This is a genomic window from Sphingomonas sp. SORGH_AS_0438, from assembly GCF_031453475.1.
Taxonomy (GTDB): domain Bacteria; phylum Pseudomonadota; class Alphaproteobacteria; order Sphingomonadales; family Sphingomonadaceae; genus Sphingomonas.
In genome coordinates, this window is sequence record NZ_JAVIZS010000003.1 from 68,081 (window position 1) to 92,922 (window position 24,842).

The window sequence follows — 24,842 nt, forward strand, 5'->3', positions numbered from 1 at the left end:
GCTGGTTCAGCGCTCCCAGAAGGCCTGATCGTTGCGGATATCGGACGCGAAGAACACGGCTTCCGTGATCTTACCGCTCTCGAAGCCGAAGACGGCCATTTCCTGCCCCCGTATGGTTCGGCCGTTCTTGTCCGCGCTCCACGCGATGACCGCCGCGCAATGGCTACCCGTCTCGATGGTACTCACGACGCGCAGCGAAAACGTGCCGCCCGTGGTGGCCAGGGCACGTTTGAGCATATCCACCACCGCATCGGCCCCCTGAAGGTGGCCCATATGATCACCGACGACCGGCTCGCTCCAACGCACATCGTCCGCCAGCCAGTGGCGTAGCGCGTCCGGATCCTTTGCCTGTCGTGCTTCATAAAAGCCATGGACCAGGGCTGCAGGTGATTGACGCTCGGTGTTCATGCCACATCTGTAGCGACGGCATGCCGATATTTCCATGGCTGGGGCGTTGTCATTGGCATCTCGTTTCGAGACACCAGCCGTTCGACCGAGTTGCTTCTCAGACGGCGCGCAACTACCTGTTTCGAGTCGTCGGAGTGCCCAGACAGTGATCCTGTAACAAAGTCCTATCGGCCAATCGCGCATCGCCCGGTTCTGCTGTGAGCCTGCGCCCAAGTGGCGCGGGCATGACTTGGTTTTACGTCACCTCGTTCGTTGCGACGCACCCCAATCCTGGACGGATGGGTGCGTCGGGACGAGCAGCTTAACAGGTATCACCATGACAATTTCAGATCGTTCGTCGGACAGCATTGTCGCGCATAATCAAGCGGCTTGGGACAGGGTCGCGGCGCAGGATTGCGAGTCGATCCGTGAGCGCGGATGGCTGCGATCGAAATATGGAGTCAGTCGACGATGAAGTCGCTGGCGAACGTATCGACGAACGCGCGTAGCTTGAGCGGCATCTGCTTGCTGCTCGACCATAGGAGAACGAGCGATCGAAGCGCGCCCGGCTCCGTTGCCATGACCGGTTCGAGGAGATGGCGGTCCATCAATGGGCGCGTGACGAAGCTGGGAAGGCAGGCGACGCCCTTTCCCGCCAGTGCCAGATGGAGAAGGGCTTCGACCGAGTTGCAGCTGAACTTTTCGAGCCTGGCATCCTTCAGCAGCGCGTCCCAGCCCGTAACGGGCCAGGGCTCGATCTTCCCCGTATCCGGAAAGCGATAGAGCAGACAGTGATGCCCGGCCAACTCGTCCGTCGTCCGGGGGCGGCCGATCCGGTCGAGATAGGCCGGGGCGGCGACGAGGTCGCGGCGGAACCTTCCCAATGTCCGGCTCATGAGACGGCTGTCGTCCGTATCCCCGATCCGTATCACCGCATCGAACGCTTCCTCGACAAGGTCGATCTTGCGGTCCGTGAAATCGATATCGAGTTCCACCTCCGGATAAAGCGCCAGAAATTTTGTCAGGACCGGCAGGAACAGCGTGCCGACGGCGGGCAGGCTGATGCGCAGGCGGCCTTTCGGCACGCCGCGCAAGCTCTGGAGTTCCTGCTCCGCCACCTCGACCTTGCCCAGGATCCGCCGGCCGCGTTGCAGGAACAGTTCGCCTTCGGTCGTCAACCGCATGGTGCGGGTGGTGCGATGGAAGAGGCGGACACCCAGGCGACGTTCGAGCCGGGCGATGGTCTTGCCGATGGCGGAAGCGGACACGCCGAGCTGGCGGCCGGCCTCGACGAAGCTACCCGTTTCGGCCGCGGCGACGAAGACAGGCAAGCCGGCGAACATGTCCATCATGGGGTGGGTAGGATCGCCCATTACGGACGTCAACGTCCGGTATGAACGGTCGACGGACCCATTTTTCGCTGCGGATCAGGTCGGCACATGGCGGCGGACGGCAAGGCGCGTGCCTGCCATCGTCACCATCCCAAGGAGCTATTCATGTCCTCGACCGCATCCGAGAAATTTCCCTATGCCGGACAGAGCTTTATAGCTGGATATGGGCCGGGCCTGACCTTCCTCAATCGCTATTCCGATGACGGGCAATGCGTGACGGTCGAGTTTCTCGATGGCGATCAGATGGGCAAGACCGCGACCATCCCCTTTTCATGGTCGCGTATCGGGGAGGACATCTATCTGCTCGCGTGGCAGGAGGCGGACCGATCGACGGTCGTCCACTGCGACGATTTCGCAAATGGCGTCAGTCGCTCTTTCTATACGGTGATGGATGGTAGCTTCTACCAACTCGCGGGCTCGTTGACGAAGCGATGACGGGACCATCGTCATGACGGCATTTTGGGGAGAAACGCGCCGGGCAGCGTAAGGTCGGTGGTGCCGGAACGGCGTCATGCTATTCCGGCCTGTGACGCTCCTTTCAGCCCGGCGCGGCGCAGCAGCGAGCGATGAACTGGTCGTGCGCAGGCATCAGCGCGACGTTGGAGGCGATCACCTTTTCGACATGGTCGACCAGCGCGTGCAGGTCGGCGGGGGCCACCCAGTCGACGGCGGGGTGGTGGCCGCGCGGGATCAGGCCCTGGCCCAGCATCACCTGCACCCAACTGGTCAGCGCGAACATCTCGCTGCCGTTGCGGAAGAACTGGCCGTTCTCGGCGAACAGGTCGATCGTCTCGCGCAGGCTGTCCGGGATCGCCATGGTGCGCAGGTGGTTCCAGAAGGGGGAGTCGTCGCGGCTGGTGACGTGATAGTGCAGGATCAGGAAATCGCGGATCCGCTCATATTCGAAGGCCGATTGCCCGTTGTACGCGGTCTGCAACGCCTCGGCGCAATCGGCCTGGGGAAAGAGCTGCATGAGGCGGTTGATACCCGCCTGGACCAGATAGATGGCGGTCGATTCCAGCGGTTCGAGGAAGCCGCCCGCCAGCCCCAGCGCGACGACGTTGCGGTCCCACAGCTTGCGCCGCTTGCCGCTGGTGAAGCGCAGCGGCTTGGGATCGGCGAGCGGCTGGCCATCGAGATTGGCGAGGAGCAGGTCGGCGGCCCGGTCGTCGCTGGTGAAGGCGCTGCTATAGACATGGCCGTTGCCGGTGCGGTGCTGGAGCGGGATGCGCCATTGCCAGCCGGCCTCCCGCGCCGTCGCGCGCGTATAGGGGGCGGGCGGCCCGACCTTCGCGCAAGGGACGGCGAGGGCGCGGTCGCAGGGCAGCCAGTGCGTCCAGTCGTCGAACCCCACCCCGAGCGCGTCGCCGATCAGCAGCGCGCGGAAATCGGTGCAGTCGAGGAACAGGTCGGCCCGGACCCGGTCGCCGCTCTCCATCTCGACGCTGTCGACGAAGCCGCGTTGCGGTTCGCGGTGGACGGCCACGACCTTGCCCTCGATCCGGCGGACGCCCTGCGCCTCGGCGCGGCCGCGCAGGAAGCGGGCATAGAGGACCGCGTCGAAATGATAGGCATAGGCGATCTCGGCGAGCGGCGAATTGGGCGGCGCGTCGCGTGGCGGGGCCATGAACCGGTCGAGCGGCGCGGCGACGGTGTTGAGCGAATAGCGGCCGATCTCGCCGGCGCGGCCCAGCGCGCGCGCCTTCAGCCAATATTGGTGGAAGGGCAGCATCCCCAGGTCGCGGCCGATCGTGCCGAAGCCATGGACATAGCGGTCGCCGATCCGGCCCCAGTCGTCGAACTGGATGCCGAGCTTGAAGCTTCCCCGGGTCTGGCGGACGAACTCGGCCTCGTCGATCTCGAGCAGGCGGTTGAAGGCGGAGAGATGCGGCACCGTCGCCTCGCCGACGCCGATCAGGCCGATCTCCTCGGATTCGACCAGGGTGACGGCGATGCCGCGGCCGAACATCTTCGAGATGGCGGCCGCCGCCATCCAGCCGGCCGACCCGCCCCCGATGATGGCGATGGAGCGGATCGGGCGTTGGGTCGTCTCGTGAGTCATCGTCCTTTTCCTTTTCCATCCACGCACCACTCCGGCGGAGGCCCGGGTCCAGTGACGGAGCGGTGGTGGATGACCCGAGGATCACCCTGCCATCGCAGCGAGGTCAGAACCGCAGGCCGGTCGACAGCTTCACGGTGAAGGGCACGCCGACGATCGGGCCCGTGCGGTTATAGTCTGGCCGGACCTGGAGCTGCTGGCCGATCGGCAGGGGCTGGCCGTTGGCGGCGTTGGTGTTGAACGACACGGCGGCCGGGTCGTAATTGTGGAAGTTGAAGATGTTGAGCAGGTCGACGCGGACATAGCCCGACACCGATCGCCAGAAGTCGACATTCTTGGTGAATTGCAGGTCGACCTCCTTGTAGCCGAGGAAGTCTTTCGGCTGGCGGCTGACGAAGAGGGTGGTGCCGCCCTGCACGTTGCACACCTCCTGGCAGCCGAGGATCGTGGTGGCGTTGTTGGCGGTCGCCAGCTCGACCTTGGCGGCCGACTGGATGCCCCAGAACAGGTCGCGGCTATAGGTCGCGACGACCCGGTGCACCGGCGTCGCCGTGCCCCGCAGGAAGGGATATTGATAGGCATAGGGCAGGTCGAACAGATATTGGTTGCTGTTGATCGCATAGGGGTTGGACCCGCCGGCGACATTGTTCTGGTCCGAATAGGACAGAGTGTAGGCGATGGTCGCGCTCCACCCCGACTGTTTCGTATAGGGCCGTTGCGCGCCGAGCCCGAGCTGGAGCAGCCGGTCCTTGGCGCCATTGTCGAACAGGATCAGGCTGCCGACACCAGGCACGCCCTGCGCCCCCCAGGGCGAGCCGTTCTGGAAATAGGCGCCATCGGCATAGCGGTTGGCGAAGCGCCCGACGATGCCGTCGAAGCTTTCGACATAGGAGAGGGTGACCTGGGTGTTCCAGTCGCCGATGCTGTTGCGCATCCCCAGGCTGTACTGGTCCGAATGCGGCGTGCGGATATTGTTGGGCAGCATGTCGACCTCGTGCGAGGACGGGCTGGTCTGGAGCGTCGCCAGCCCGGCCGGGGTCAGATAGGCCGGGTTGAAGGCATAGCAGTGATTGTCCGGGTTGATGTCCGCCGCGGTGGCGCAGGGGCCGAAGGCGTTCTGCGTGACCGCCGAGGGGAAATAGACCTCCGGATTGCCGTTCAGCGCGATCTTGGTCGTCTCCAGTGCCAGGGTGGCGAACTGGTTGCGGTTGAAGGACCGGGCGAAGCCGCCGAAGATGACATGGCGGCTGTCGGCGTCGATGTCGTAGGAGAAGCCGAGGCGCGGCGAGAAGTTGTTGGGCGCGCGCCGGTTGCTGCCCGTGCTGATATAGTCATTAATGTTGTAGCCGGGCGTCGCGCCATTGCCCTGCGCCAGCACCGAGGCATAGCTTTGGGTCGTGCCGGGGAAGGGCCCGTTGATCGCCGCCACGACATTGGCGGGCGTGACATAGTCGAGATAGGCCGGCACCACCTCATGATCCCAGCGCAGGCCGAGATTGAGCGTCAGGTGCGAGTCGATGCTCCAGTCGTCCTGGATATAGGCGGCATATTGCCTGGCGGTGGTGGTGACGCCGGCCGAGGTGAAGCCCGCCGTCAGATTGGGATATTGCAGCTTGTACGGGGTGGCGGCCACCCCGGCCGGCGTGACCGCGTAATAATAGGTGGCGTTGGCGAGGTCGGAGCTGGCGTTCTGCGAGGTCAGGCGAACCGAGGCGAAGTTGAACCCGACGGCGAGCGAGTGATTGCCGGCGAACTGGATGTTCGGCAGCGTCAGGTCGTCCTTGAAGGTATAGCCGCGCTGGCGGTTGATCGCGCCGACGCCGGAGCCGGGGCCGCCGGTGATGATCAGCGTGGTCGCCGGGGCGTTGGGCGAGGCGAAGGGGAAATAGGTGTATTGGAATTGCGGCGAGGCCGTCGCCAGCGTCGTCGAGGCATTGGTGTTCTGGTAGCTCAGCCGCGCCTCGTTGACCCAATGATCCTCGCTATGCTGCCAGCGGACATCGGCGCGTCGGTCGTTGTTGACGAAGGGCGCGGCGGTCGAGGCCGCGGCCTGGCCATTGCCGCCGGAGATCTGGTCCTGGATGCGCAGCCGGCCGGTGAATTCGAACCGGTCCTTGGCGGTCGGCTCGATATCGATCTTGCCGAAATAGAGGTTCTCGGTGAACGGGTTGGTCACTGGGCCATATTGGCTGGCGACGTTCGCCGGCAGCAGGGCCACCGCCTGCGCCTGGGTGACGCCCGATCCGGGATAGACGCTGCTCTGGTTGGAGAGGCTCTTATGCTCCCAGGTGACGAAGAAATGGGCGACGTCCTTGATGATCGGACCGCCCAGCGCCGCGCCATATTCCCAGCTCGGCACCCGCGCCTTGTCGCTGCCCGCCGCCTTTTCGGCCGGGGTCCTGGCGCGCAAATCCTGGTTGGTGAACTGGCCGAACGCCTCGCCATGGAACTGGTTGGTGCCCGACTTGGTCTGCGCGACGATGATCGTGCTCGCCGCGTCGCCATATTGGGCGGGATAGTTGGAGGTGATGACCTTATATTCGGCGATGGCAAGCTGGGGGAAGGGATTGCCCGGATCGCCATTCCCTTGCGCGCCGGCGCTGCCGGTGATGCCCGAGCCGCCGCCCACATAATCCTTCTGGCTGACGCCATCGATATAGACGTTGACCGACGAGGCGAGCTGCGCGCCGCCCCGCAGCGAGGTGTTGCCGGTGGCATCGACGTTGAACTGGACACCGGGCACCGTGTCCGCGAATTCCAGGAAGTTGCGGGTGATCTGCGGCACCACCGCGATATCGTGCAGCGACACGAACTGGTTGACCGAGGAGGAGCGCACGTCGACCGACGGCCGCACGCCCTGGACGATGATGTCGCCCGGCTGCGCCTCGGCGGCCGGCGCGTCGAGATCGAGTACGGCGGTGGAGGCGACCGCGACCGCGACGACGGCCGAGCGGTCGCCGGCCGTGACCCGGTAATTGCCGGAGGGCAGGCCGGCGATGACATAGGTGCCGTCCGTGCCGGCGGTGGTACGGCGGACCGATCCGGTGCTGGTCTCGGTCGCGACGACCTCGACGCCCGCCGGCGCGCGGCCGCGCAGCGTCGAGGTCGCGGTCTGGGCGAAGGCGGCGGTCGGCGCGACGACGACGCCCGCCGCCAGCCCCGCCATCACGATCGCCGACAGCGAACTGCCCGTGCGCGCCAGATTGCCGATCCTGCGGACGATCACGCTCTTCATGCCAATCCCCTCCACTGACGACCGGCGGTGCTTGCTGCACCTTGTTCCGGCCTGTTTTTCTGATGTAACCGCTTACATCAGGAAGGGGGCGGCATCAAAATGACGAATGTTTCAGCTTGGGTTCAGCTTCGAAACCATGCGGTTGCCGACCATGCGTTCCGGGAAAGCATTGACCCTGCGGTGGCGACATGACCGATTGGTCATGTCGCGCATCCAGTCCGGGGCGTCGACCAGCAGGTTCTTAGTCAAGGTCCGAGCCAGCCCTCCCCAGCGACGCGCCTCACTTCGTGCCCTGATGGCAGGAGCGCCGGCCCGCTCGCCTATAGGCGATAGCCCAGCGACAGCATCACGTTGCGCGGCGCCGAGACGAAGCAGTCGCCGCGCGCCAGGCAGGAGGCATAGGCGCGGTTGTCGAGCAGGTTGGTGGCGTTGAGGCGCAGCCGCCAGCGGTCGCGCTCCAGCTCGACCAGCGCGTCGACCATCGTGCGGGCGGGAGTGACCAGCGTCCAGGTGTCATTGCCCGACACCTGCTGCCCCAGATAGCGCACGCCCGCGCCCAGCCGCAGCGTCGCCCAGTCGCCCCGGAAGGTCTTCGTCCCCCAAGCGGAGGCGGTGTGGCGCGACAGATAGCCGATCTCGCCCGTGTCGCCGTCGACATCGTTGAAGCCATAGGCGAGCGACAGGTCGTAATCGCCGGGCAGGGTGCGCGTCGCCTCCAGTTCGAACCCCTTGGTGGTCAGCTCGCCCGCCTGGATCTGGCCGAGCGGATTGGCGGGGTCGGGGATCGGCCGGTTCCGCTCGGTGATGTCGAAGCCGGTCAGCGTGACCAGGGTGGCGCGGTCGGCCTGCCACTTCACGCCGGTTTCGAACTGCCGGCCGGTCTGCGGGCGGAAGGGGGTGCCGGCGGTCGTCTGGCCGGCGATCGGCTGAAAGCTTTCGGTATAGCTGAAGAAGGGCGACAGGCCGGCCCCCACCTCGCCGATGATGCCGGCGCGGAAGGTGGTGGCGGTGTCGGTGGTGTGGCTGGTGACGTTCGTCCGGGTGTTCAGGCTGGACCCCCGCACCCGGTCGCGTCGCGCGCCGAGCACCACGGAGACGCGGTCCCACAGCCGCATCTGGTCCTGTACATAGAGGCCGAGCTGCTTCTGCGCGTCGCGGGTGAAGGGGGCGGTGAGCGGCGGCTCGACGATCGAGGCATAGTCGATGTCGTAGAGGTCGACGACCTGATAGCCGTAATTGTTGCTCTTGCGGACCTGGTTCCAGCTATAGTCGACACCGGCGAGGAGGGTGTGCTCGACCGCCGGGCCGGTATGGACGCGCCACTGGACGTTGTTGTCGGTCGAGAAGATGTCGAGCCGGGCGACCGACGATCCCGCATAAAGGCCGATGCGCCGCCCGTTGCTGCCCGGCAGATAGGGGTCGGTCGGATTGCTGTAGCTATCGGGATAATGGGTGAAATAGTCGAGGGCGCTGTCGATGTAGCGCGCCTTCAGGCTGAGTTTCAGATCGTCGGTGAAGCGATGCGTGACGAGGCCCGATCCCTGGAGCAAACGGCCGTCATAGCGGTCATATCCCGGCTTGCCGACGAACAGGTAGCGCGGCAGGCGCGGATTGCCGGGATTGTCGCGCAGCGTGCCGATGACCGGCAGGAAGTTGGTGGTCGAGCCGGTGTGGTCGTCCTGGTAGAGGCCGAGCAGCGTCACGTCGGTGGCGGACCCCGGCCGCCAGGTGACGGACGGCGCGATCATCACCCGGTCGTCGGGGACATGGTCGACATAGGTGTCGGCATCGCGCACCCGCGCGACGATCCGCGCCGCGAGCTTATCACCGACGACGCCGTTGACATCGGCCAGCACTTCCTTGCGGTCATAGCTGCCATAGACGAGGTTCAGGTCGGCGCTGTTGGTGAAGAGCGGCGTCTTCGACACGAGATTGACGATCCCGCCGATCGAGCCCTGCCCGAACAGGACGGAGGCGGGGCCGCGCACCACCTCGACCCGCGAGAAATTATAGGGGTCGGCGGTGATGCTGGCATAATAGCTGAAGATGTCGCGCATCCCGTCGCGGAACTGCAGTGCGTTGACCCCGCGGATGGTGAAGCTGTCGACGCGGGTGTCGCGGCCATAGGCGTCGGAATTGACCCCGGCGGCATAGCGGACGGTATCGGCGACGCTGATCGCGCCCTGCGCCAGGTAGACGTCGTCCGGGATGACGGTCACCGGCTGCGGCACCTCGATCAGCGGGGTGTCGGTTTTGGTGCCGGCGAACACCGCATCGCGCCGTCCCTCGACCAGGATCTCGCGGTCCTTGTCCGCGGCGATCTCGGCCGGCGTGCTGCGCTCCGCCGCGTCCGGTTCGGCCGCGCGGACGGGCGTTCCGGCGAGCGTGGCCAGCGCGACGCCGGCCAGGATGATAGGCTTCATGATAGGTGGTCCCCCCCGATTGTGCAGATGGGGGCCGAATAATGCTAATGATAGCGCTTCGCAAGAGCGTGACGTTGATTTGGTTGGTTCGCCTCTGTAAACCGTCGCTTGACAGGCGACGTTTGATGGATTAGCGATTACGCGTGGAGATCGAGAGCATCCGTCACGCGGCGCTTCGACGTTTCGCTGAAACGGGTCAGACCCGTGGGCTTGACGGGAAGTCGGTTGATCGGATCAGCCGGATGTTGCTCTTCCTGGATAGCGTCTCTTCGGTCGAGGCATTACGCGCCCCGCCCAATTACGGGGCGCACATATTGACCGGCGACCGGGCGGGGACATGGGCACTCACCGTCACCCGCAACTGGCGCATGACGTTCCGGTTGAACGCTGATGGCGCGATCGTCGACCTTGATCTGGAGGACTATCACTGATGGCCATTCGTCTGCACGCCAGCCACCATATCCATCCCGGCCGCTGGCTGGCGATCGAGATCGTCGAGGCGCATGGCCTGTCGGTCAGCGATGCGGCGTCGCGGCTGCACGTCACCCGGCAGGCGCTCAGCGCGTTGCTCAACGGTCGGGCGGACCTGTCGCCGACCATGGCGATCCGGTTCGAGAAGGTGTTCGGCATCGATGCCGAGACGATCCTGCGGATGCAACTGGCCTGGGACATCCGCCAGGCCCGCGCGCAGCAGGACGCCATCGTCGTGGAGCGCAGCCTGGTCGCGGCCTGACCCCGGTTAAGGCCCGACCTCAGTCGCCGCCCAGCCGGATCGGGCGGGGCTTGGGGGCCCCCGCCTCCACCCGGTGGCCGACCGCCTCCATGCATTCGCGGAAGACGGCGATGGCATCGTCCTTGCGCGCGACCGCCTCGGGATCGCGCGCGGCGATATGTTCGAACAGCGCGAAGGCGATGGCGGCTTGACCGCCTGCGGCGGCCTGTACGGGCATATCGGGGTCGAGCATGGCGGGCCTCTGGCTGGATCGTCCCGCCCCGATGGCGGCAGAGCGGCGCGCGTGCAAGCCGCGCCGCGATCCTACCAGCCGCAGCCATTGGCATTGGGGCCGAGATGGGTGCCCCAGATGCCGCGCGACGGCCAGGCGCCGATCGAATGGACCGCATGGCCGGGCGCGACCGGGCGGCCGCGCTTGGGGCGATCCTCCTTCGCGCGGACCAGCATCTCGATCCGGTCCATGGCATCGCCACACCGGACGGTCAGCGGGTGCAGGCCCGGCTCCGCCACCACGACCTCCGCGCGCCAGGTCGAGGGCAGGGCAGGCATGCGGGTCATCGCCTGCGCCGTCCCCGCGACCTCCACCATGGGCGTCTCGGTCGTCGGCCCCAGCACGCGCGCGACGATCTCGATCGGGCCCGGCGCGGGCACATGGCGCGGGTCGTGCGGGCGGGTCACCAGCCGGAGATCGGCGGGCGACAGAATCTGGACATGGGGGAAGGGCGTGCCGATCGGGCGGAAGGTCCAGCTCGGCACCCGGTGGTGGACACTGACGATGCTGTAGCCGGGGGTGCCGTCCTCCTCCTCGATCTGCGCGGTCGAGCGGGTCGCGCCATAGACGACGCGGCCGTCGTTGAGCAGCGCATTGTAATGCGTGTGGCCGGTATCGACGAAGCCGACCCCGGCCTCGGCGAACAGGGTCGCCAGATCCTCGCCGCCATCAGCCAGGTCGGAGGGGAAGGCGTGCATGAACACCAACGGCGTCTCGCCGCGCAGGTCCGCCTCGGCCAGCGCGTCGTCGAGGCGGCGACGCTGGCCCGCGCCGATCCGGAAATCGGGTCCGCCCGCCCCCGCGCTGACGATGTCGAGGAACAGGCAGCGATGGCCGGCGATCGTCCGCGCGAAGGGCCGCATCGCCTCGGGCGTGCCGTCGCGGAAGGCGGCGAGCGTGCCGTCCTCGAAATCATGGTCGCCGGGGATCGTCAGCACCGGGAGGGCGAGGGGGGCCAGCGCCGCCATGATCCGGCGATACTGGTCGGGCTCGGCGTGATTGGCATTGTCGCCCGGCAGGAAGACGAAGTCGATCCCCTCGCGCACCGCCGCCAGTTCGGCGACGATCCGCTCCAGCCGCGTGATGCCGGCCCAGCCATCGGCCGCATCGGCATGAAGGTCGCCGACATGGACCCAGCTGATCGTGCCGCTCATGCCGCCGTCTCCGCATCCTGGTTGCGCGTGCCCGCGCAAGCCGGGCGCAAGGTGCCGGCGAAACCGATCCACAGCGCCAGGCTGATCGCGGCGAAGCTGCCCAGGATATAGAAGGCGATGGTGTAGCCCAGTTCCTGCGCCAGCCAGCCGCCGATCGCCGGGCTGAGCGACGCGCCCAGCCCCTGGATGGTCATCACCGCACCCTGCCCGACATTGACGCGGCCGGTGCCGTTCAGCAGGCAGGCGACCAGGCCGGGCACCGCGACGCTTTGCAGCCCCGCGCCGATGCCGTCGAGCGCCTGCACCGGCCAGACGCCCCAATGCTCGATGAAACTGCCCGCCAGCACGCCGCGCAGCGGCAGCGCGGCGAAGGAGATCAGCAGCACCAGCCAATAGCCCTTGCCCGACGCCATCTTCATCGCGACCAGGGCGGCGACGATCATCACGGCCTGCGCGACCACCACCGTGGTGGCGGTGAACAGCGCCGGATTGCCCTTGCCGGCTCCGACTACCGCCAGCGTGTAGAGCGGCAGCATCGCGCCGTTGCCGAGGTGGAAACAGGCGAGCGCGGCGGCCAGGATCAGCATCGGCTTGTTGCGCAGCAGGACCTTGAAGCCCTCCGCCTGTCCGCCTTTCTTGTCCTTGGCGTCATCCTGTTCGCCCTTGCCCTCCAGCCCGCGCGCGGCCTGGTGATCGATCGCGCGTTCCGGGATCATCAGCACGCTGGCGATCGCCAGCACGCCGAAGGCCGCCGCCAGATAGAAGATCGCCGGCATCCCGAACATCCAGCCCAGCCAGCCCGACAGGCCCGCGCCGACCATGTTGCCGGCATGGTTCCAGGCCTGGTTGCGGCCGTTCTGCGCGTTGAAGCCCTTTTGCCGGACGATGCCGAGCGTCATGCCGGTCACCGCCGGGCCGATCGCCGCACCCGCGATCGCGGTGCCGATCTGGCTGACCGTCACCACCCAACCCGATTGCGACAACAGGATCAGGAACGAGGCCATCACCGTGCAGATGCCGGTGACGATCACCACCATCCGCTTCTTTTGGGTATGGTCGATAAAGGCGCCGGCGGGGACCGTCATCACCATTCCCGCGACGCCGCCCGCGGTCATCACCGTGCCGATCGGGCCCGAGGTCCAGCCGCGCTGTTGGAGGAAGACGCCTAGGAACGGGCCGATTCCCGCCTGCATGTCGGCCATGAAGAAGTTGAGCGCCTGCAAGGCGGTGGTCGCGCGTTTCCTGTCGTCACCGGATCGGGCCGACGATCCCTTCAAAGCCGCCGTTGCCATCGCGTCGCTCCGTCATCGTTTGCGGCGGAACCCGCATCGGGCCGGATCGGTGCTTTGTGACGGAAAATTCACGGGAAAGACCGCGACTTGGAAGGTTCAGACGGCCAGGTCGTTCGCCTCGACATGCGCGGCGATCTCGCCGGCGGTGGTCCACCAGATGCGCGGATCGTCGGCCTCGCGCAGAGCGGTCAGGACGCGGGCGAGCGGGGGGACACGGTGCGCCTGGCCCATGATATAGGGGTGGAGCGCGATGCCCAGGACCAGCGGCCGGCGGTCGCATTCGGACAGGAGCTGCGCGACGCCGTCACGGATCATCGCCGCGAAGGTCTCCGCCTCCTGCTTGCGCTGGATGATCGCGGGCAGGTCGTTGATCTCCTGCGAATAGGGAATGGAGAGCAGGCCGCCATGCTTGGTCGCCATGCGGGTCGGCTGGTCGTCATGCGCCCAGTCCAGCACATAGCGATAGCCATGGCGGGCCAGCAGGTCCGGCGTATGCGCGCTTTCCGAAATCCACGGGCCCAGCCAGCCGGACGGCCGCATACCGAGCGTCGCGAGCCGATCGGTGACGTCGGCGATCAGGCCATTCTCGCGCGGGCGGATCAAGCTGCCCTGCGCCTGGGCGTTGCTGCCGCCATGCGCCGCGATCTCGTCGCCCCGGTCGCGGCACGCCTCGGCGAGACCGGGACAGCGGTCCAGCACATCGGCGTTGAGCAGCGCCGTGGTGCGCAGCTTCAGCCGATCGAACAGGTCGAACAGACGCCATGCCCCGACCCGGTTGCCATAGTCGCGCCAGGCATAGTTCATCACATCGGGCTGGGTCTGCGACGGGGCGAGTTCCGGCCCCAGCCCGCCATCGAAGTCGAACACCTCATAATTGACGCCGAGATAGACGGCGAGGCGGCGTCCGCCGGGCCAGTCATAGTCCAGACGGTCGATGATAGGGCGATAGGCATAGCGGTCATGGTGCGAGCGGCTCATGCCGGCGCAACGCGCGAACGGACGCATCTCCACCGGCTGTCCACGGGACTCAACATATTGCGAAACAGATGTTTCGATGGGTAGCGATGTTTCGGGGGACGCGAACCCCATCGCACGATCCTGGAAAGATGACATTCTTTTCAGGATAAACTCCGGTCGATTGTCATCCCCGCGAAATGATCCGTCGCCATGGCCCCGCCGACACCGATTGGGGGATATATTCTACCGTGACTTCGACGACCTCGCATTTCGCGGGCCGGCTTCTTGCGTCCTGCGCCCTGCTGATCGCCACGGCGACGCCCGCCCTGGCTGCGACGACCGCCACCCCCGCGACCACGCCACCAGTGGCCGACGACCAGAAGACCGACGCCGACGGCACGCTGGGCGAGATCATCGTCACCGCGCAGAAGCGGCCCGAAAACCTTCAGAAGACGCCGATCGCCATTTCGGTGCTGTCGGCCGAGGACCTGCGCAACCGCCATGTCCAGTCGCTGGTCGACCTGCAGGACGGCGCGATCCCCAGCCTGCGCGTCGCGCCCTTCTATTCGCGCAACTCGGCGCTGGTCATGAACATCCGCGGCATCGGCGTGCTGGCCGACAGCAACCAGCCCGCGCGCGACCAGGGCGTCGGCATCTATGTCGACGGCGTCTATCTGGGCCGGGCGCAGGGGCTGGCGACCGCGCTCTACGACATCGACACGATCGAGGTGCTCAAGGGGCCGCAGGGCACGCTGTTCGGCCGCAATACCGAGGGCGGCGCGGTGAGCATCGTGACCAGGAAGCCGACCGGCCGGTTCGACCTGTCGGCGACGATGGGCATCGGCAATTACGGCAGCCACGAGGCCAAGGCGCATCTGAACCTGCCCGAATGGCACGATGTCAGCATCAAGCTGGACGGCATCCTCACCCGGCGCGGCGGGCTGGTCGCCAATCCCCTGCCGGGCCAGGCCGACTTCAACGGCTTCGACCGGCGCGGCGGGCATGTCGAGGCATTGTGGAAGCCGCAGGACGGGGTCAGCGCCGATTACGCCTTCGACAGCTCCTATGATGCGTCGACGCCGCTCTATCTCCAGACGGTCGCGGCCGGCACCAAGCCGCGCGCGCCGAACCTGCCGCTGCTGCCCGACCGGGTGCGGGTCGCCAGCGTCGGCGTGCCGCAACAGGAGAGCATCGGCTGGACGCATGGCCATCGGCTGACGCTGGGCCTCGACCTCGCACCCGGCCTCCAGCTCAAGTCGATCACCGCCTATCGCGTGCTCGACCAGAGCCAATATGACAATGGCGGCCAGAACAGCGCGCTGTTCACGCCCAATGGCGGTTTCAGCCGCTACAGCCTGGCGATGTTCCGGCAGAACCAGTTCAGCCAGGAGATCCAGCTGATCGGCGATACGCCGCGCGTCCAATATGTCGCAGGCGCACTGGCTTATCGCGAGCATACCACCGACAATGCGCAGGCGTTCAACACGATGGTGTGGAATGCCGACGGCACCGCAGCGACGGTCGCCAAATATTCCATCGCCAGCGTTCCCTATGACCGGGTGAGCCGCATCACCACGCGCAGCATCGGCGTGTTCGGCCAGGCGACCTGGACCCCGGCGGTGCTGGACGACCGGCTGCACCTGACCGGGGGTGCGCGCTATACCCGCGACATGAAGCAGGGCGCGCTTACCCTCGTCAGCGGCGCGACGCCCAAGGTGGACGGGCTGGTCGCCCCACGCGGGCTGGACGCCGCCTGGTCGCGGGTCGATCCGCTGGTGACCCTGGCCTATGATGCGGCGCGAGACGTGCATGTCTATGCCAAATGGTCGGAGGGCTACAAGTCGGGCGGGGCCAACTCGCGCTCGCTGCGCTATGCGCCGTTCAATCCGGAGACTCTGTCGATGGTCGAACTGGGCGCCAAGACCGAATTCCTCAATCATCGCGCGCGCCTGAACCTCGCCGCCTATACCGGCGCGTACAAGGCGATCCAGATCGACTTCCAGGCCAATTACCTCCAGATCGTCAACGGCGTGGTGCAGCAGACCAATCGCACCACGATCGAGACGACCAACGCGCCCGGCACCGGCCGGGTCAAGGGGGTCGAGGCGGAACTGACCTTCGCGCCGATGGCGGGCCTGACGCTGACCGCCAGCTATGCCTATAACGACGTGACCATTCCGGCGACGGTCAATCCCTTCCCGCAGGGCGCGAACGGCGTGGTGGTGACGACGCCGATCCGCATCTATCCGGTCTATACGCCAGCCCATGCGGCGAGCGGCGCGATCGATTACGACCGGCCGATCGGCGACCTTCGCCTGGTCGCGCATCTCGACGCCAATTACGACAGTGGCTTCTACGCCAATTACAACGACCCCGCGCCGGGCGTGACCCAGCCCCGGGGCGATGCGGGCTTCGTCGTCAACGGGCGGATCGGGCTGGCCGACCTTCCGCTGAACGACACCGGCGCGCGGCTCGGCCTGTCGGCCTGGGCACGCAACCTCTTCAACGAGCAGCACATGTTCTACAAGTCGCTCAACACGTTGACTGGCCTGTCGGGCTTCTTCAACGAAGCCCGCACCTATGGCGTCGAGGCGACGATGCGGTTCTGACTTGGGGGCCGCCCCGGTCGTGGCGATCGGGGCGGCGCGGTTCGGCGGGGGGGGGGGGGACGGGGGGCGACTGTTCCTCTCCGGATGTCGCGCCCGGCGTCAGCGGATCGTGACGACCTTGACCGCGACCGCATCGGCGATCGTCGTCCAGTGCCGATCGCTGGTCCAGGCCGGAAGGCCATCGCGCAGCGCCAGCGCCAGGCAGAAGCGGTCGCCCAGGCTGAGGCCGGCCGATGCCGTGGTCGCGCGCAACCGTCCCGCAACCTGCGCCAGCGCCTTGTCCGCCGGGACTATGGTCATCGGCAGGGGATCGAGCATGGCGTCGACTTCGCGCTCCGGCATGCCGGCATGGACGAAGTGGCTGACCACCTCGGCATAGTTGACGCTGCTGACCCGCGCGTCGGCGATCGCCCCTGCCACCTTGGTCGCCCCCGCTTCGCCCTTGAGCATCGCGATGATCGCGGAGGCATCCAGCACGACGCTCATTCGCCGCTGTCCTCCCGCCGTCGCGACAGGAAGGCGCCGACCGATGCGTCCGGATTGTCACCGGTATACTTCCGGGCCAGCGCCTGCGCCCGGGCCACCGCCTGGTGCGCGGTGCGTAGCACGACGCCGTCGTCTGTCTCGTCGAGATAGACCGCACCACCGCCCACCAGGCCCAGTCGCTTGCGAATGTCGGCCGGCAGGCTCATGCGGCCATTGGGTGTGATGTTCACTTGTATGGTCATTGCGTCACCTTGCCGATGGTGGGGATCGTGCTTCCTTAAATAATCGATAGCGTCATTTTGGGCAACAAGGCGCTACAGTACCAAAAAGTGCTGGTTGTGACATGCCATGAGGATGAAGGAACAGATGAGCCACCGTTACGTCACCGCAGGTGTGTCATTTCCGAATGCAGGCATGGCAGGGTTTCAAGACATCGTTCTGTGGTATGGCCACATAGGTTCGGCAAACTGAGCTAGGCCACGAAAGATTGGTCGACGCGCATGATGGCCATGGCAGTAGATGCAGGCTAGACAGGGTATACCCGAATGAGCTGAGAAGCGATGACGAACCAGCAGAATAGCAGCGGAGTCCAAGCGGCGCGGGTCTATCTGCGGGTCAGCACCGACGAGCAGGACCTTGCGCGCCAGGAGTCGATCGTGGCCGGGGCGCGAGCGGCGGGCTTCTATGTGGCGGCGGTCTACCGGGAGAAGGCGTCGGGGGCTCGGCCCGACCGGCCCGAACTGCTGCGCATGGTCGCGGACCTGCAACCGGGCGAAGTGGTGATCGCGGAGAAGATCGACCGGATCAGCCGCCTGCCACTGCCCGAGGCCGAACTCTTGGTAGCGGCCATCCGGGGGAAGGGGGCGCGGCTGGCGGTGCCTGGGATCGTCAATCTGACCGATCTCGTCGCCGACAGTTCAGGTGTGGCGCGGATCGTGCTCGAAGCCGTGCAGGACATGCTGCTGCGCGTCGCCTTGCAGACCGCGCGCGACGATTACGAAACCCGGCGCGAACGGCAGCGCGAGGGGATCGAAATCGCCAAGCGGGCCGGGCGCTATACCGGTCGCAAGCCCGACCTGGCGCACCATCGCCGCATCATCGGCCTGCGCGAGGCGGGGATGAGCATCGCCCGGACGGCAGAGCTGGCCGGATGTAGTATCGCTCAGGTGAAACGGGTGACCGCTCTGCACCGTGCCAAGCTGGTAGCGCAATCGGACAATCAAACCCTGGCGCAGATCGAAGCTGCGGCGAAGACCATACCATGATGGAACGGCATCTTGGAAAGATTACTGCAAGACCTGGAAGATCGCGCGATTTCGACAAGGGTTCACCGATCGATTCATAAAGGCTGTGAGCTGAATGGCTCGCCGTTCTGGTTCAGCGCTCCGATATTTTCCCGTTGTTGAGATACCGCATGTCTCAGGCCATATCAGTGTGGGCGGTTGTCGGGAGTCGCCAAGCCTTATCGACGGTGTCGAGGGCATTCAGCAGATCATCGGTAAAACGGTCGTTTGTCATCGGCATTGTCGTCCGCAGCGCTGGGTTGGAAAGCAAGGCTGCGTGGCCGGACGGATCGGCACCACGTCTCGTGACGCATCGAGGGACCCGCCCAGCGACGAACCGACGAATCAGAGGCGTCCTGCTAATCTGCTGCTAACCAAATCGATATAATCGTTTCGGGTGTTTACGTCTCTCTACACTCGTATCGGCGCCCTCGCGCTCGTCGTCGTCGTCGCGCTCGCGTCCTTGGCGTGGCTGTTGTCCGATGCGGCGCATCAGACCGGCAGGAGCTTCCGCTGGGTAACCCACTCGGCAACGATCATCCAGACGACGGATGAAGCGATGGGCGATCTACGAGAGGCGGAATCGGGACAGCGCGGTTTCATCCTGACCCATGACCCTGCCTATGCGCGGACGTTCAACGAATGCATCAAGAACGCAGGCGTCAATATGAGCCGGGTCATAGCTCTGACGACGGACAATCCGGTTCAGCACACCCGTGCGCGCGAGATCGCCCGGTTGATGGCGGAGCGATCCATGGCGCTCCGTCATTCGCTCGATCTGGGTAGGGCAGGAGATTTCGCCGGCGCGCGCGCCTTTGTGGCAAGCGGGGTCGGCCGCGAACTGATGGATGCGATCACCGTTCGGACGCAAGGCTTCCTCGATGAGGAGCGGGCGTTGCAGACGGTGCGGGTCGAGGCGGCGGAACATCGGTTGGCACGCAGCAGGCGGCTGGCGCTGGCGGGCGCATCCATTGTCGCGATCCTCCTCCTGCTGTCCTGCGCTTTGCTGATCCGCGGCATCCGGCGACCGCTGGCCGCGATGATGCAGGCGATGACCGATCTCGGGCAGGGGCGGAAGGCGCGCATTGCCGATGGGATGGGGTCGCGCGAGTTCACGCTGCTGGCCAGGGAATATAACGCCATGGCGGACCGTCTCGAACTGGCGGTTGCCGACCAGGCAACCAGCGAGCAGCGGTTGCAGGTGGCCAATACCGATCTGCACAACCAGGGCGAGGCGCTGCGTGAGCGCAACGACGTGATCGAGTTGCTGGGCGGCATGGCGCACCGCATGCAAGCGGCGCGGACCGATGACGAGCTGGCGCAGATCATCCGCGTCTTCGTGCCCCGCGTGCTGCCCGATCTTGCGGGCGCCCTCTATGCCCACAACAACTCGCGCAACCTCCTGGTCCCCATCGCCCATTGGGGTGGCCTGACGCTCAACCCGGATGGATTTCCGCCGGACGAATGCTGGGCGCTGCGTCGGGGTCGCAGCCATAGCGTAGCGGAGGCCGGTGCCGACATCGTCTGCGGTCACGCCTCCGCGGAAGAGCGCTACCATTGCGAGCCATTGCTTGCCGGCGGAGAGGTGATCGGCGTCCTCTATCTTCGCGGACGCGTGCCGGCGGAGAGCCGCTTCCGGCTGACGGTGTTGACCGAGAACATCGCCTCGGCGCTGGTCAATCACCGGCTGCAGCGATCACTGCGCGAACAGACCATCCGGGATCCCCTGACCGGTCTGTTCAACCGCCGCTACATGGAGGAAGCGCTCGCCCTGGAAATCGCGCGTACATCGCGGTCCGGCCAGTCCCTCAGCCTCGTCATGTGCGATGTCGACCACTTCAAGCGTTTCAACGACGAATTTGGGCATGATGCCGGCGACGCGGTTCTCCAGGCGGTATCGGCGGAGATGCGCAATCGCTTCCGCGACGGTGACGTGGTCTGCCGCTATGGCGGCGAGGAGTTCACGATCATCGCGCCCGGCACGAATGCGACGGCGCTGCTCAACCGGGTCGAACAGGTGCGGCTGGCGATCGCCGAACTCAATATCCGCGCCGGGGGACAGAGGCTGGGCGCCACCAGCATGTCGTTCGGGATCGCAACCTGGACCGATGCGATGGATCGCGACGGTACGAGCTTGATCAAGGCCGCGGACGCGGCGCTCTACGACGCCAAGCGCTCAGGTCGTAACCGCGCCAAGGTCAGCCTTGTCGAGGCGCAGCAAACGGCCGCCTGAGGGGATTAGGAGTCACGCACAGGCCTGACGCATGGGGATTGCCTGAACCGCCGCTCAGGCTAGCGCTTGAGAGGTGAGCGGTCCCGTTCGGCGCGCCTGAGAAGGGCGGGCACGGCTTTAATGTCGCTGCCGTTGCCTGGCGTCGGCATCAACGTAGAGACGGCCGACGACATCGGCGAGCGTTGTTTCTTCGTGGTCCACCCGCCCCGGGATCGTCCGATCGCTTGCGTCGGGCAAACTGAGCCAGAAGCAGTGACGAAACCAGTGGTTGAATGGGGTGTAGATCGGCGTCGATGGCTGCAATCGGCCGGGCAGCCACACCAGCGGCCGCTAATTCCCATCCATGCACATTACCGGAGACTCCCCGCCGATCATCCACCCGTCCGCGAATCAGGACAATCCATCACCGCTCACAATGCGGATTGGGTTTCATCCCTATCAACGGGCCTCGGCTGGATATCGATCGGCCGCTCGCCATGCAGCAGGTCTCTCGTGAAACGCTGGGCGTCCAGCGCGAGGGATTCGAGCGTCCGCTTCAGGATTTCGGCGGTGTCCTGAACCTGTTGTACCGATACGAGGTTCGAGTCCGCGGATGTGCGTATCTCCATGCCGGCCTCGGCCAGGACCTGGCTACGCTCCTCGACGGCGCTGATGCGGGCATTGAGCTGCTCGATCGCACTGGTCTGCCCCCGCGACATGGCCGCGACGCGGCCCGCCCCGTCGGTCATGCTGTCGATCAGCGTGCTCAGGCTCTCCGTACTGGTAACCACGGAGCGGATCTGCCCCTGGACCGCCTCGATCTTGCCGCGGACATCACCGGCGCTGTCGCCGGTCTGCGACGCCAGGGTCTTCACCTCGGCGGCGACAACGGCAAAGCCGGCGCCCGCTGGTCCGACCCGCGCGGATTCGATCGTGGCGTTCAGCGCCAGCAGGTTCGTCTGCTTGGCGATCGCCGTGATGACGCCGACGATCTGCTCGATGCTCTCGGCCTGCTGCCGTGACAGCGCGACCGTCTCGCGCGCATCGCGGGCATGTTCGCTGATCGACTTGGCGGCAAGGCTGGTGTCCGTGATCTCCCGGTCGATACTGTCGAAGGCACGCGCCAGCGAATGGGTCTCCTGGCCCGCCTCGATCATTTCGCTGGCGAAGCTCTTGGAGATCGTGTCGACCTTCTTCGCCAGGTCGCGGCTGCTGGTGATCGCCTTGCGCAGCATCGCAGCGTTCGTTTCGAGATGCGCCATCGCGTCCTGCGCGCTGCGGATGATGCCCGTCACCTGACGTTCGAACGCCTCGGCGAGCCTGGTGAGGGTGGCCTCGCGATCCAGGCGCGCCTGCTCCCGGACCGAGGCGATCGCGGAGGTCTGACGCTCCGTCTGCGCCAATGCCTGGCGGCGCATCTCCTCCGCCTCATGCGCGACCAGCCTGGCCGCCGTGCGCTCGGCCTGGAACGATGCCAGCGCCGTGACGACCAGGCCAAGCTCATCCCGGCGTTGCAGTTCGACAAAGTCGATGTCGCGATCATCCAATACCGCCTCGGTCGCGGCCGCGATGCTCGTGATGGACGAGACGATCGATCGCCCCACCACATAGGCCAGAGCGAGACTCATCGCGGTGCTCACCACCAGCGCCAGCAACAGCATGGCGATGGTGAGGCGGGTGGCGAACAACGCCCCCATGGCCCGGTGCTCGGCACGCCCGATCCCGCCAGCGGCGACCTGGCGGATCTGCGCGTCGATCCGCTGCGCGTTGAGGCGGAACGGATCGATCATCGCGGCCGTGCTGGCGAAGTCGATGCTCAGCATCGACGTCAGCACGTCGACCGTGCCCGAGTAACGCTCCAGCTCCACGATCGCCGGTTGCAGCGATGCGGCCTGGGCATGGTGGTTGCGCTGGAAGGTCAGCAGGTCGCCGCGCACGCCCGCCAGGTCGCGGTGGATGGAGGCAATCTGGCGATCGATCGTCAGGGCAGGCGTCGCCGCCTTGGTGACCAGCAAGTGATAGACGCTGAGGTTCACCGCATCGAAACGCCGGGTGATGCTGTTCAACTGGCCGATGTCGCGGATATCGCGATTGACGATATGGTCCACGCGTTGACCCGCGAACAGCAGGGCGGCAGTGCTGGTCAGGGCCATCGCGACGAACAGGATGAGCATGATCGCCGGCGTTGCCGCGACCTTGTGCGTGATCGAACGGTCGGCCAGCCTCAACCGCTGCTCGAAGCAGGCGGTGAGCTTCGACTGCCGCCGGGCGTGGCCGTTGACGGTCCACCCACGCTCGCGCCACCCGGTCATTGATCGAAGACGCTTAGAGAGCAAGGCGTACTCCTGCGCGCGCGCGTCGGTCCGCGGGAATGGGAGAGAGGGCCGCGCCGCGCGCCAGTGTCAGGTTTTCGACAGCCGCGAACAGTTCGACCGCCGGGGTCAGACGGATCGCTGCACGTCCATCAACGGCGACGGCATCGTCGACCGGAAACAGCAGCAGTCGCGGCGTGGTCGAGAACGCGAACTGTCGCGTGGCCGAGGTATAGCGCGCCACGCCACTGACCGACACGCGACCGGTCGTATAGGTCAGGGTGAGGTTCGCCTTATGCTCCGGCGTTGTCGATGCGGGCGACAGGGCGAAGGGGATCGGCAGCGTCGTCCCGGCGAGCTGGTCGTCGCTATGCGTCCAGGTATAATTCGCCCGCCAGACGAGCTTGGCCAGGCTGCCCGACGCGGCGATTTCGGTCCCATAGGTGGTGAAGTCGCCGACCGCCTGGAACCGGGCCACCAGCGACGGCGACGGCGTCAGGAACAATTCGGTCTGCAGGCCGTCGCCGGGCGATGCGATGGCGTTCTTGGTGCGGGTGGCGAAGGCCGTCGCCTCCAGCTTCACCTGCCCTATCGGATGGGAATACCCGATCTCGCCGCTCCAGACCGCCACGGGGTTGGTTCGAGGCGAGCCCGCGACATAGATGGGGACCGGGGACGGCGTGACGATCGGCAGGCGGATGCCGAAATCGACCAGCGAGGGCAGCTGATATCCGCGACCGCCATTGATGCGCAGCAGGCCTTCCGCTCCGGTGTGAAGGAGCAATGCCGCATTGAAGCTGAAGCGCGTGAAGGCCCGCGCGAAGGCGGCGGGATCGTCATAGGCGGGTTGGGCGATTTCACCCGACTGGTGTAGCCAGAGCCGATCGAGACGTCCGGCCGCCGTCAGCGAGATCACCTCCGTCGGGTGCAGATCGAGCATCGCATTGGCCGATGCCACGTCATAGGAGATACGATCGGAAAACTGGTATTCCGACCGCAGTCTGTTGTTGCGATACTCGGTTCCGACCCGCAGCGTATGCGCGGCGCCCAACCGGATCAGGGACGAGGCCTGGGCGACGATGATGCGGTTCTTGAACGTGATCGGTGCCGTCGCATCCGCCATGGCGCCCACGCCATAGTCCGCGTCCAGCCAGTTGACGTAGCCGCCCAGCGTCAGCCCGCCCCAGTTCGTGTCACGGGCCATGGAGCCATGTATATTGTCACTGCGGAAACGCTGGTTCGACAGCAACTGGCTCGGAAGATATTCGACCTGACGATTATCGGCATGCCCGCCGCCCAGCGTCAGGTCCATGCCGCCCAATGCCCCGGTCAGATCGGCGGTGAGCTGGTCGCTCGCGACGGCATTGGTCATCGCCGGGGTCAGCAGCGTGGCGGGGATCGCGCGTTCATCCTCGCGCGCACGCGCGCCGGCCAGCTTCAGCCCGATCGTCGCGGTGACGGGCAGCAGGAGCGAACCGGAGACTTTGCCGATGCCGTGATTGCCGATTTCGGCGGTTGCGACTGCGGACGGCGCCTGCCCGCCGCGTCGCGTGACGATGTTGACGACGCCGCTTGCCGCGTTGAAGCCGAACAGGGCGTTGGCTGGTCCCCGGACCAGTTCGATCTGCTGGATCTCCTCCAGCTGGACGCTGAGCAGGTTCCAATCGGTCATGCCGTAGTGATCAAGATAGACCTGACGTCCATCGACCAGCACCAGCAGTCGGGCGTTATAGGTTTGCACCCCGCCGCGCACGGCGACATCCGTCTGACCCGCGGTCCAGCGGTTCACGTCGATACCGGCATAGGTCTTGAGCAGGCCCGGAACGTCGCGTGCGGGGGATTTGGCGATGTCGTCACGGGTGATGATGATCGCCGATGCAGGCAGTTCGGATGCGCGCTGGGGTTTGCCCGTGACACTGGTGGTCACCGGCTCGCCGACCGTTTCCTGCAAGGCCTGATAATCGACGGCCTGCGCCTCAACGACGGCAGGCGCCAGAATGGCAGAAGCTGCGAGCAGGCCGTGCAGCAAAGGGGTGCG

21 protein-coding genes are annotated in these 24,842 nt (G+C 66.0%); 7 read left to right on the top strand and 14 right to left on the bottom strand.

Annotated features, from left to right (window positions below; genetic code table 11):
- Positions 1-6: 6 nt before the first annotated feature.
- Together QE452_RS18540 and QE452_RS18545 are read right to left on the bottom strand one after the other, a co-directional pair.
- Positions 7-408, bottom strand: coding sequence for a nuclear transport factor 2 family protein (locus tag QE452_RS18540; protein ID WP_309660304.1), 402 nt, complete (start codon positions 406-408; stop codon positions 7-9).
- Positions 409-848: 440 nt separating this feature from the next.
- Positions 849-1,736: a LysR family transcriptional regulator gene (locus tag QE452_RS18545; protein WP_309730685.1), complete on the bottom strand. Its 888-nt coding sequence runs from the start codon at positions 1,734-1,736 to the stop codon at positions 849-851.
- A 90-nt stretch (positions 1,737-1,826) separates the two neighbouring features.
- On the opposite strand from QE452_RS18545, the gene QE452_RS18550 reads away from it, so the two are divergent.
- Positions 1,827-2,213, top strand: coding sequence for a MoaF-related domain-containing protein (locus QE452_RS18550; RefSeq protein ID WP_309660302.1), 387 nt, complete (start codon positions 1,827-1,829; stop codon positions 2,211-2,213).
- Between the two features lie 103 nt (positions 2,214-2,316).
- Here the strand turns inward: QE452_RS18550 and QE452_RS18555 are convergent, their stop codons facing one another.
- The 4 genes from QE452_RS18555 to QE452_RS18570 all read right to left on the bottom strand — a co-directional run bounded on the left by QE452_RS18555 (position 2,317) and on the right by QE452_RS18570 (position 9,495).
- On the bottom strand, positions 2,317-3,840 hold the full coding sequence (locus QE452_RS18555; protein WP_309660301.1) for a tryptophan 7-halogenase: 1,524 nt from the start codon (positions 3,838-3,840) through the stop codon (positions 2,317-2,319).
- A 103-nt stretch (positions 3,841-3,943) separates the two neighbouring features.
- Positions 3,944-7,072, bottom strand: coding sequence for a TonB-dependent receptor domain-containing protein (locus QE452_RS18560; protein WP_309660300.1), 3,129 nt, complete (start codon positions 7,070-7,072; stop codon positions 3,944-3,946).
- Positions 7,073-7,183: 111 nt separating this feature from the next.
- Entirely contained in the window at positions 7,184-7,321 is a 138-nt protein-coding gene (locus QE452_RS18565; protein WP_309660299.1) for a hypothetical protein, read from the bottom strand.
- 71 nt (positions 7,322-7,392) lie between these two features.
- Positions 7,393-9,495, bottom strand: a complete 2,103-nt coding sequence (locus QE452_RS18570) for a TonB-dependent siderophore receptor (RefSeq protein WP_309660298.1) — start codon at positions 9,493-9,495, stop codon at positions 7,393-7,395.
- 143 nt (positions 9,496-9,638) lie between these two features.
- Between QE452_RS18570 and QE452_RS18575 the strand changes: the two genes are divergently transcribed.
- Entirely contained in the window at positions 9,639-9,926 is a 288-nt protein-coding gene (locus tag QE452_RS18575) for a type II toxin-antitoxin system RelE/ParE family toxin (RefSeq protein WP_309660297.1), read from the top strand.
- Complete coding sequence (locus tag QE452_RS18580; RefSeq protein ID WP_309660296.1) at positions 9,926-10,228, top strand: HigA family addiction module antitoxin; 303 nt, start codon at positions 9,926-9,928, stop codon at positions 10,226-10,228. The genes QE452_RS18575 and QE452_RS18580 overlap by 1 nt, the downstream gene beginning before the upstream one ends.
- A 19-nt stretch (positions 10,229-10,247) precedes the next feature.
- Here the strand turns inward: QE452_RS18580 and QE452_RS18585 are convergent, their stop codons facing one another.
- The 4 genes from QE452_RS18585 to QE452_RS18600 form a co-directional block, all read right to left on the bottom strand.
- Positions 10,248-10,460, bottom strand: a complete 213-nt coding sequence (locus QE452_RS18585; protein ID WP_309660295.1) for a hypothetical protein — start codon at positions 10,458-10,460, stop codon at positions 10,248-10,250.
- A 71-nt stretch (positions 10,461-10,531) separates the two neighbouring features.
- On the bottom strand, positions 10,532-11,653 hold the full coding sequence (locus QE452_RS18590) for a metallophosphoesterase (RefSeq protein WP_309660294.1): 1,122 nt from the start codon (positions 11,651-11,653) through the stop codon (positions 10,532-10,534).
- Complete coding sequence (locus tag QE452_RS18595) at positions 11,650-12,945, bottom strand: MFS transporter (RefSeq protein ID WP_309660293.1); 1,296 nt, start codon at positions 12,943-12,945, stop codon at positions 11,650-11,652. Before QE452_RS18595 ends, QE452_RS18590 begins: the two co-directional genes overlap by 4 nt.
- A gap of 96 nt (positions 12,946-13,041) precedes the next feature.
- A complete protein-coding gene (locus QE452_RS18600; RefSeq protein WP_309660292.1) occupies positions 13,042-13,950 on the bottom strand; it encodes a polysaccharide deacetylase family protein in 909 nt (302 codons plus the stop codon).
- Positions 13,951-14,150: 200 nt separating this feature from the next.
- On the opposite strand from QE452_RS18600, the gene QE452_RS18605 reads away from it, so the two are divergent.
- Positions 14,151-16,511 carry a TonB-dependent receptor gene (locus QE452_RS18605; protein ID WP_309660291.1) on the top strand — a complete coding sequence of 787 codons (2,361 nt, stop codon included), beginning with the start codon at positions 14,151-14,153 and terminating at the stop codon, positions 16,509-16,511.
- 99 nt (positions 16,512-16,610) lie between these two features.
- Here QE452_RS18605 and QE452_RS18610 read toward each other — a convergent pair whose 3' ends face one another.
- Together QE452_RS18610 and QE452_RS18615 are read right to left on the bottom strand one after the other, a co-directional pair.
- The gene (locus QE452_RS18610) at positions 16,611-16,997 is read right to left on the bottom strand and encodes a type II toxin-antitoxin system VapC family toxin (RefSeq protein ID WP_309660290.1); all 387 of its coding nucleotides are present in this window, start codon (positions 16,995-16,997) and stop codon (positions 16,611-16,613) included.
- The gene (locus QE452_RS18615) at positions 16,994-17,239 is read right to left on the bottom strand and encodes an AbrB/MazE/SpoVT family DNA-binding domain-containing protein (protein ID WP_309660289.1); all 246 of its coding nucleotides are present in this window, start codon (positions 17,237-17,239) and stop codon (positions 16,994-16,996) included. The genes QE452_RS18610 and QE452_RS18615 overlap by 4 nt, the downstream gene beginning before the upstream one ends.
- A 318-nt stretch (positions 17,240-17,557) precedes the next feature.
- Between QE452_RS18615 and QE452_RS18620 the strand changes: the two genes are divergently transcribed.
- Positions 17,558-18,262, top strand: a complete 705-nt coding sequence (locus QE452_RS18620; protein WP_309660288.1) for a recombinase family protein — start codon at positions 17,558-17,560, stop codon at positions 18,260-18,262.
- Between the two features lie 415 nt (positions 18,263-18,677).
- Positions 18,678-20,513 (top strand): diguanylate cyclase, encoded by a 1,836-nt coding sequence (locus QE452_RS18625; RefSeq protein ID WP_309660287.1) that lies wholly within the window; start codon positions 18,678-18,680, stop codon positions 20,511-20,513.
- A gap of 410 nt (positions 20,514-20,923) precedes the next feature.
- Here QE452_RS18625 and QE452_RS18630 read toward each other — a convergent pair whose 3' ends face one another.
- Positions 20,924-22,429 (bottom strand): methyl-accepting chemotaxis protein, encoded by a 1,506-nt coding sequence (locus QE452_RS18630; protein ID WP_309730688.1) that lies wholly within the window; start codon positions 22,427-22,429, stop codon positions 20,924-20,926.
- Here QE452_RS18630 and QE452_RS18635 point away from each other — a divergent pair.
- Complete coding sequence (locus QE452_RS18635) at positions 22,391-22,807, top strand: hypothetical protein (RefSeq protein ID WP_309730691.1); 417 nt, start codon at positions 22,391-22,393, stop codon at positions 22,805-22,807. The genes QE452_RS18630 and QE452_RS18635 overlap by 39 nt on opposite strands.
- Before the next feature lie 10 nt (positions 22,808-22,817).
- Here QE452_RS18635 and QE452_RS18640 read toward each other — a convergent pair whose 3' ends face one another.
- Positions 22,818-24,833 carry a TonB-dependent receptor domain-containing protein gene (locus QE452_RS18640; protein ID WP_309730694.1) on the bottom strand — a complete coding sequence of 672 codons (2,016 nt, stop codon included), beginning with the start codon at positions 24,831-24,833 and terminating at the stop codon, positions 22,818-22,820.
- Between the last annotated feature and the right edge of the window lie 9 nt (positions 24,834-24,842).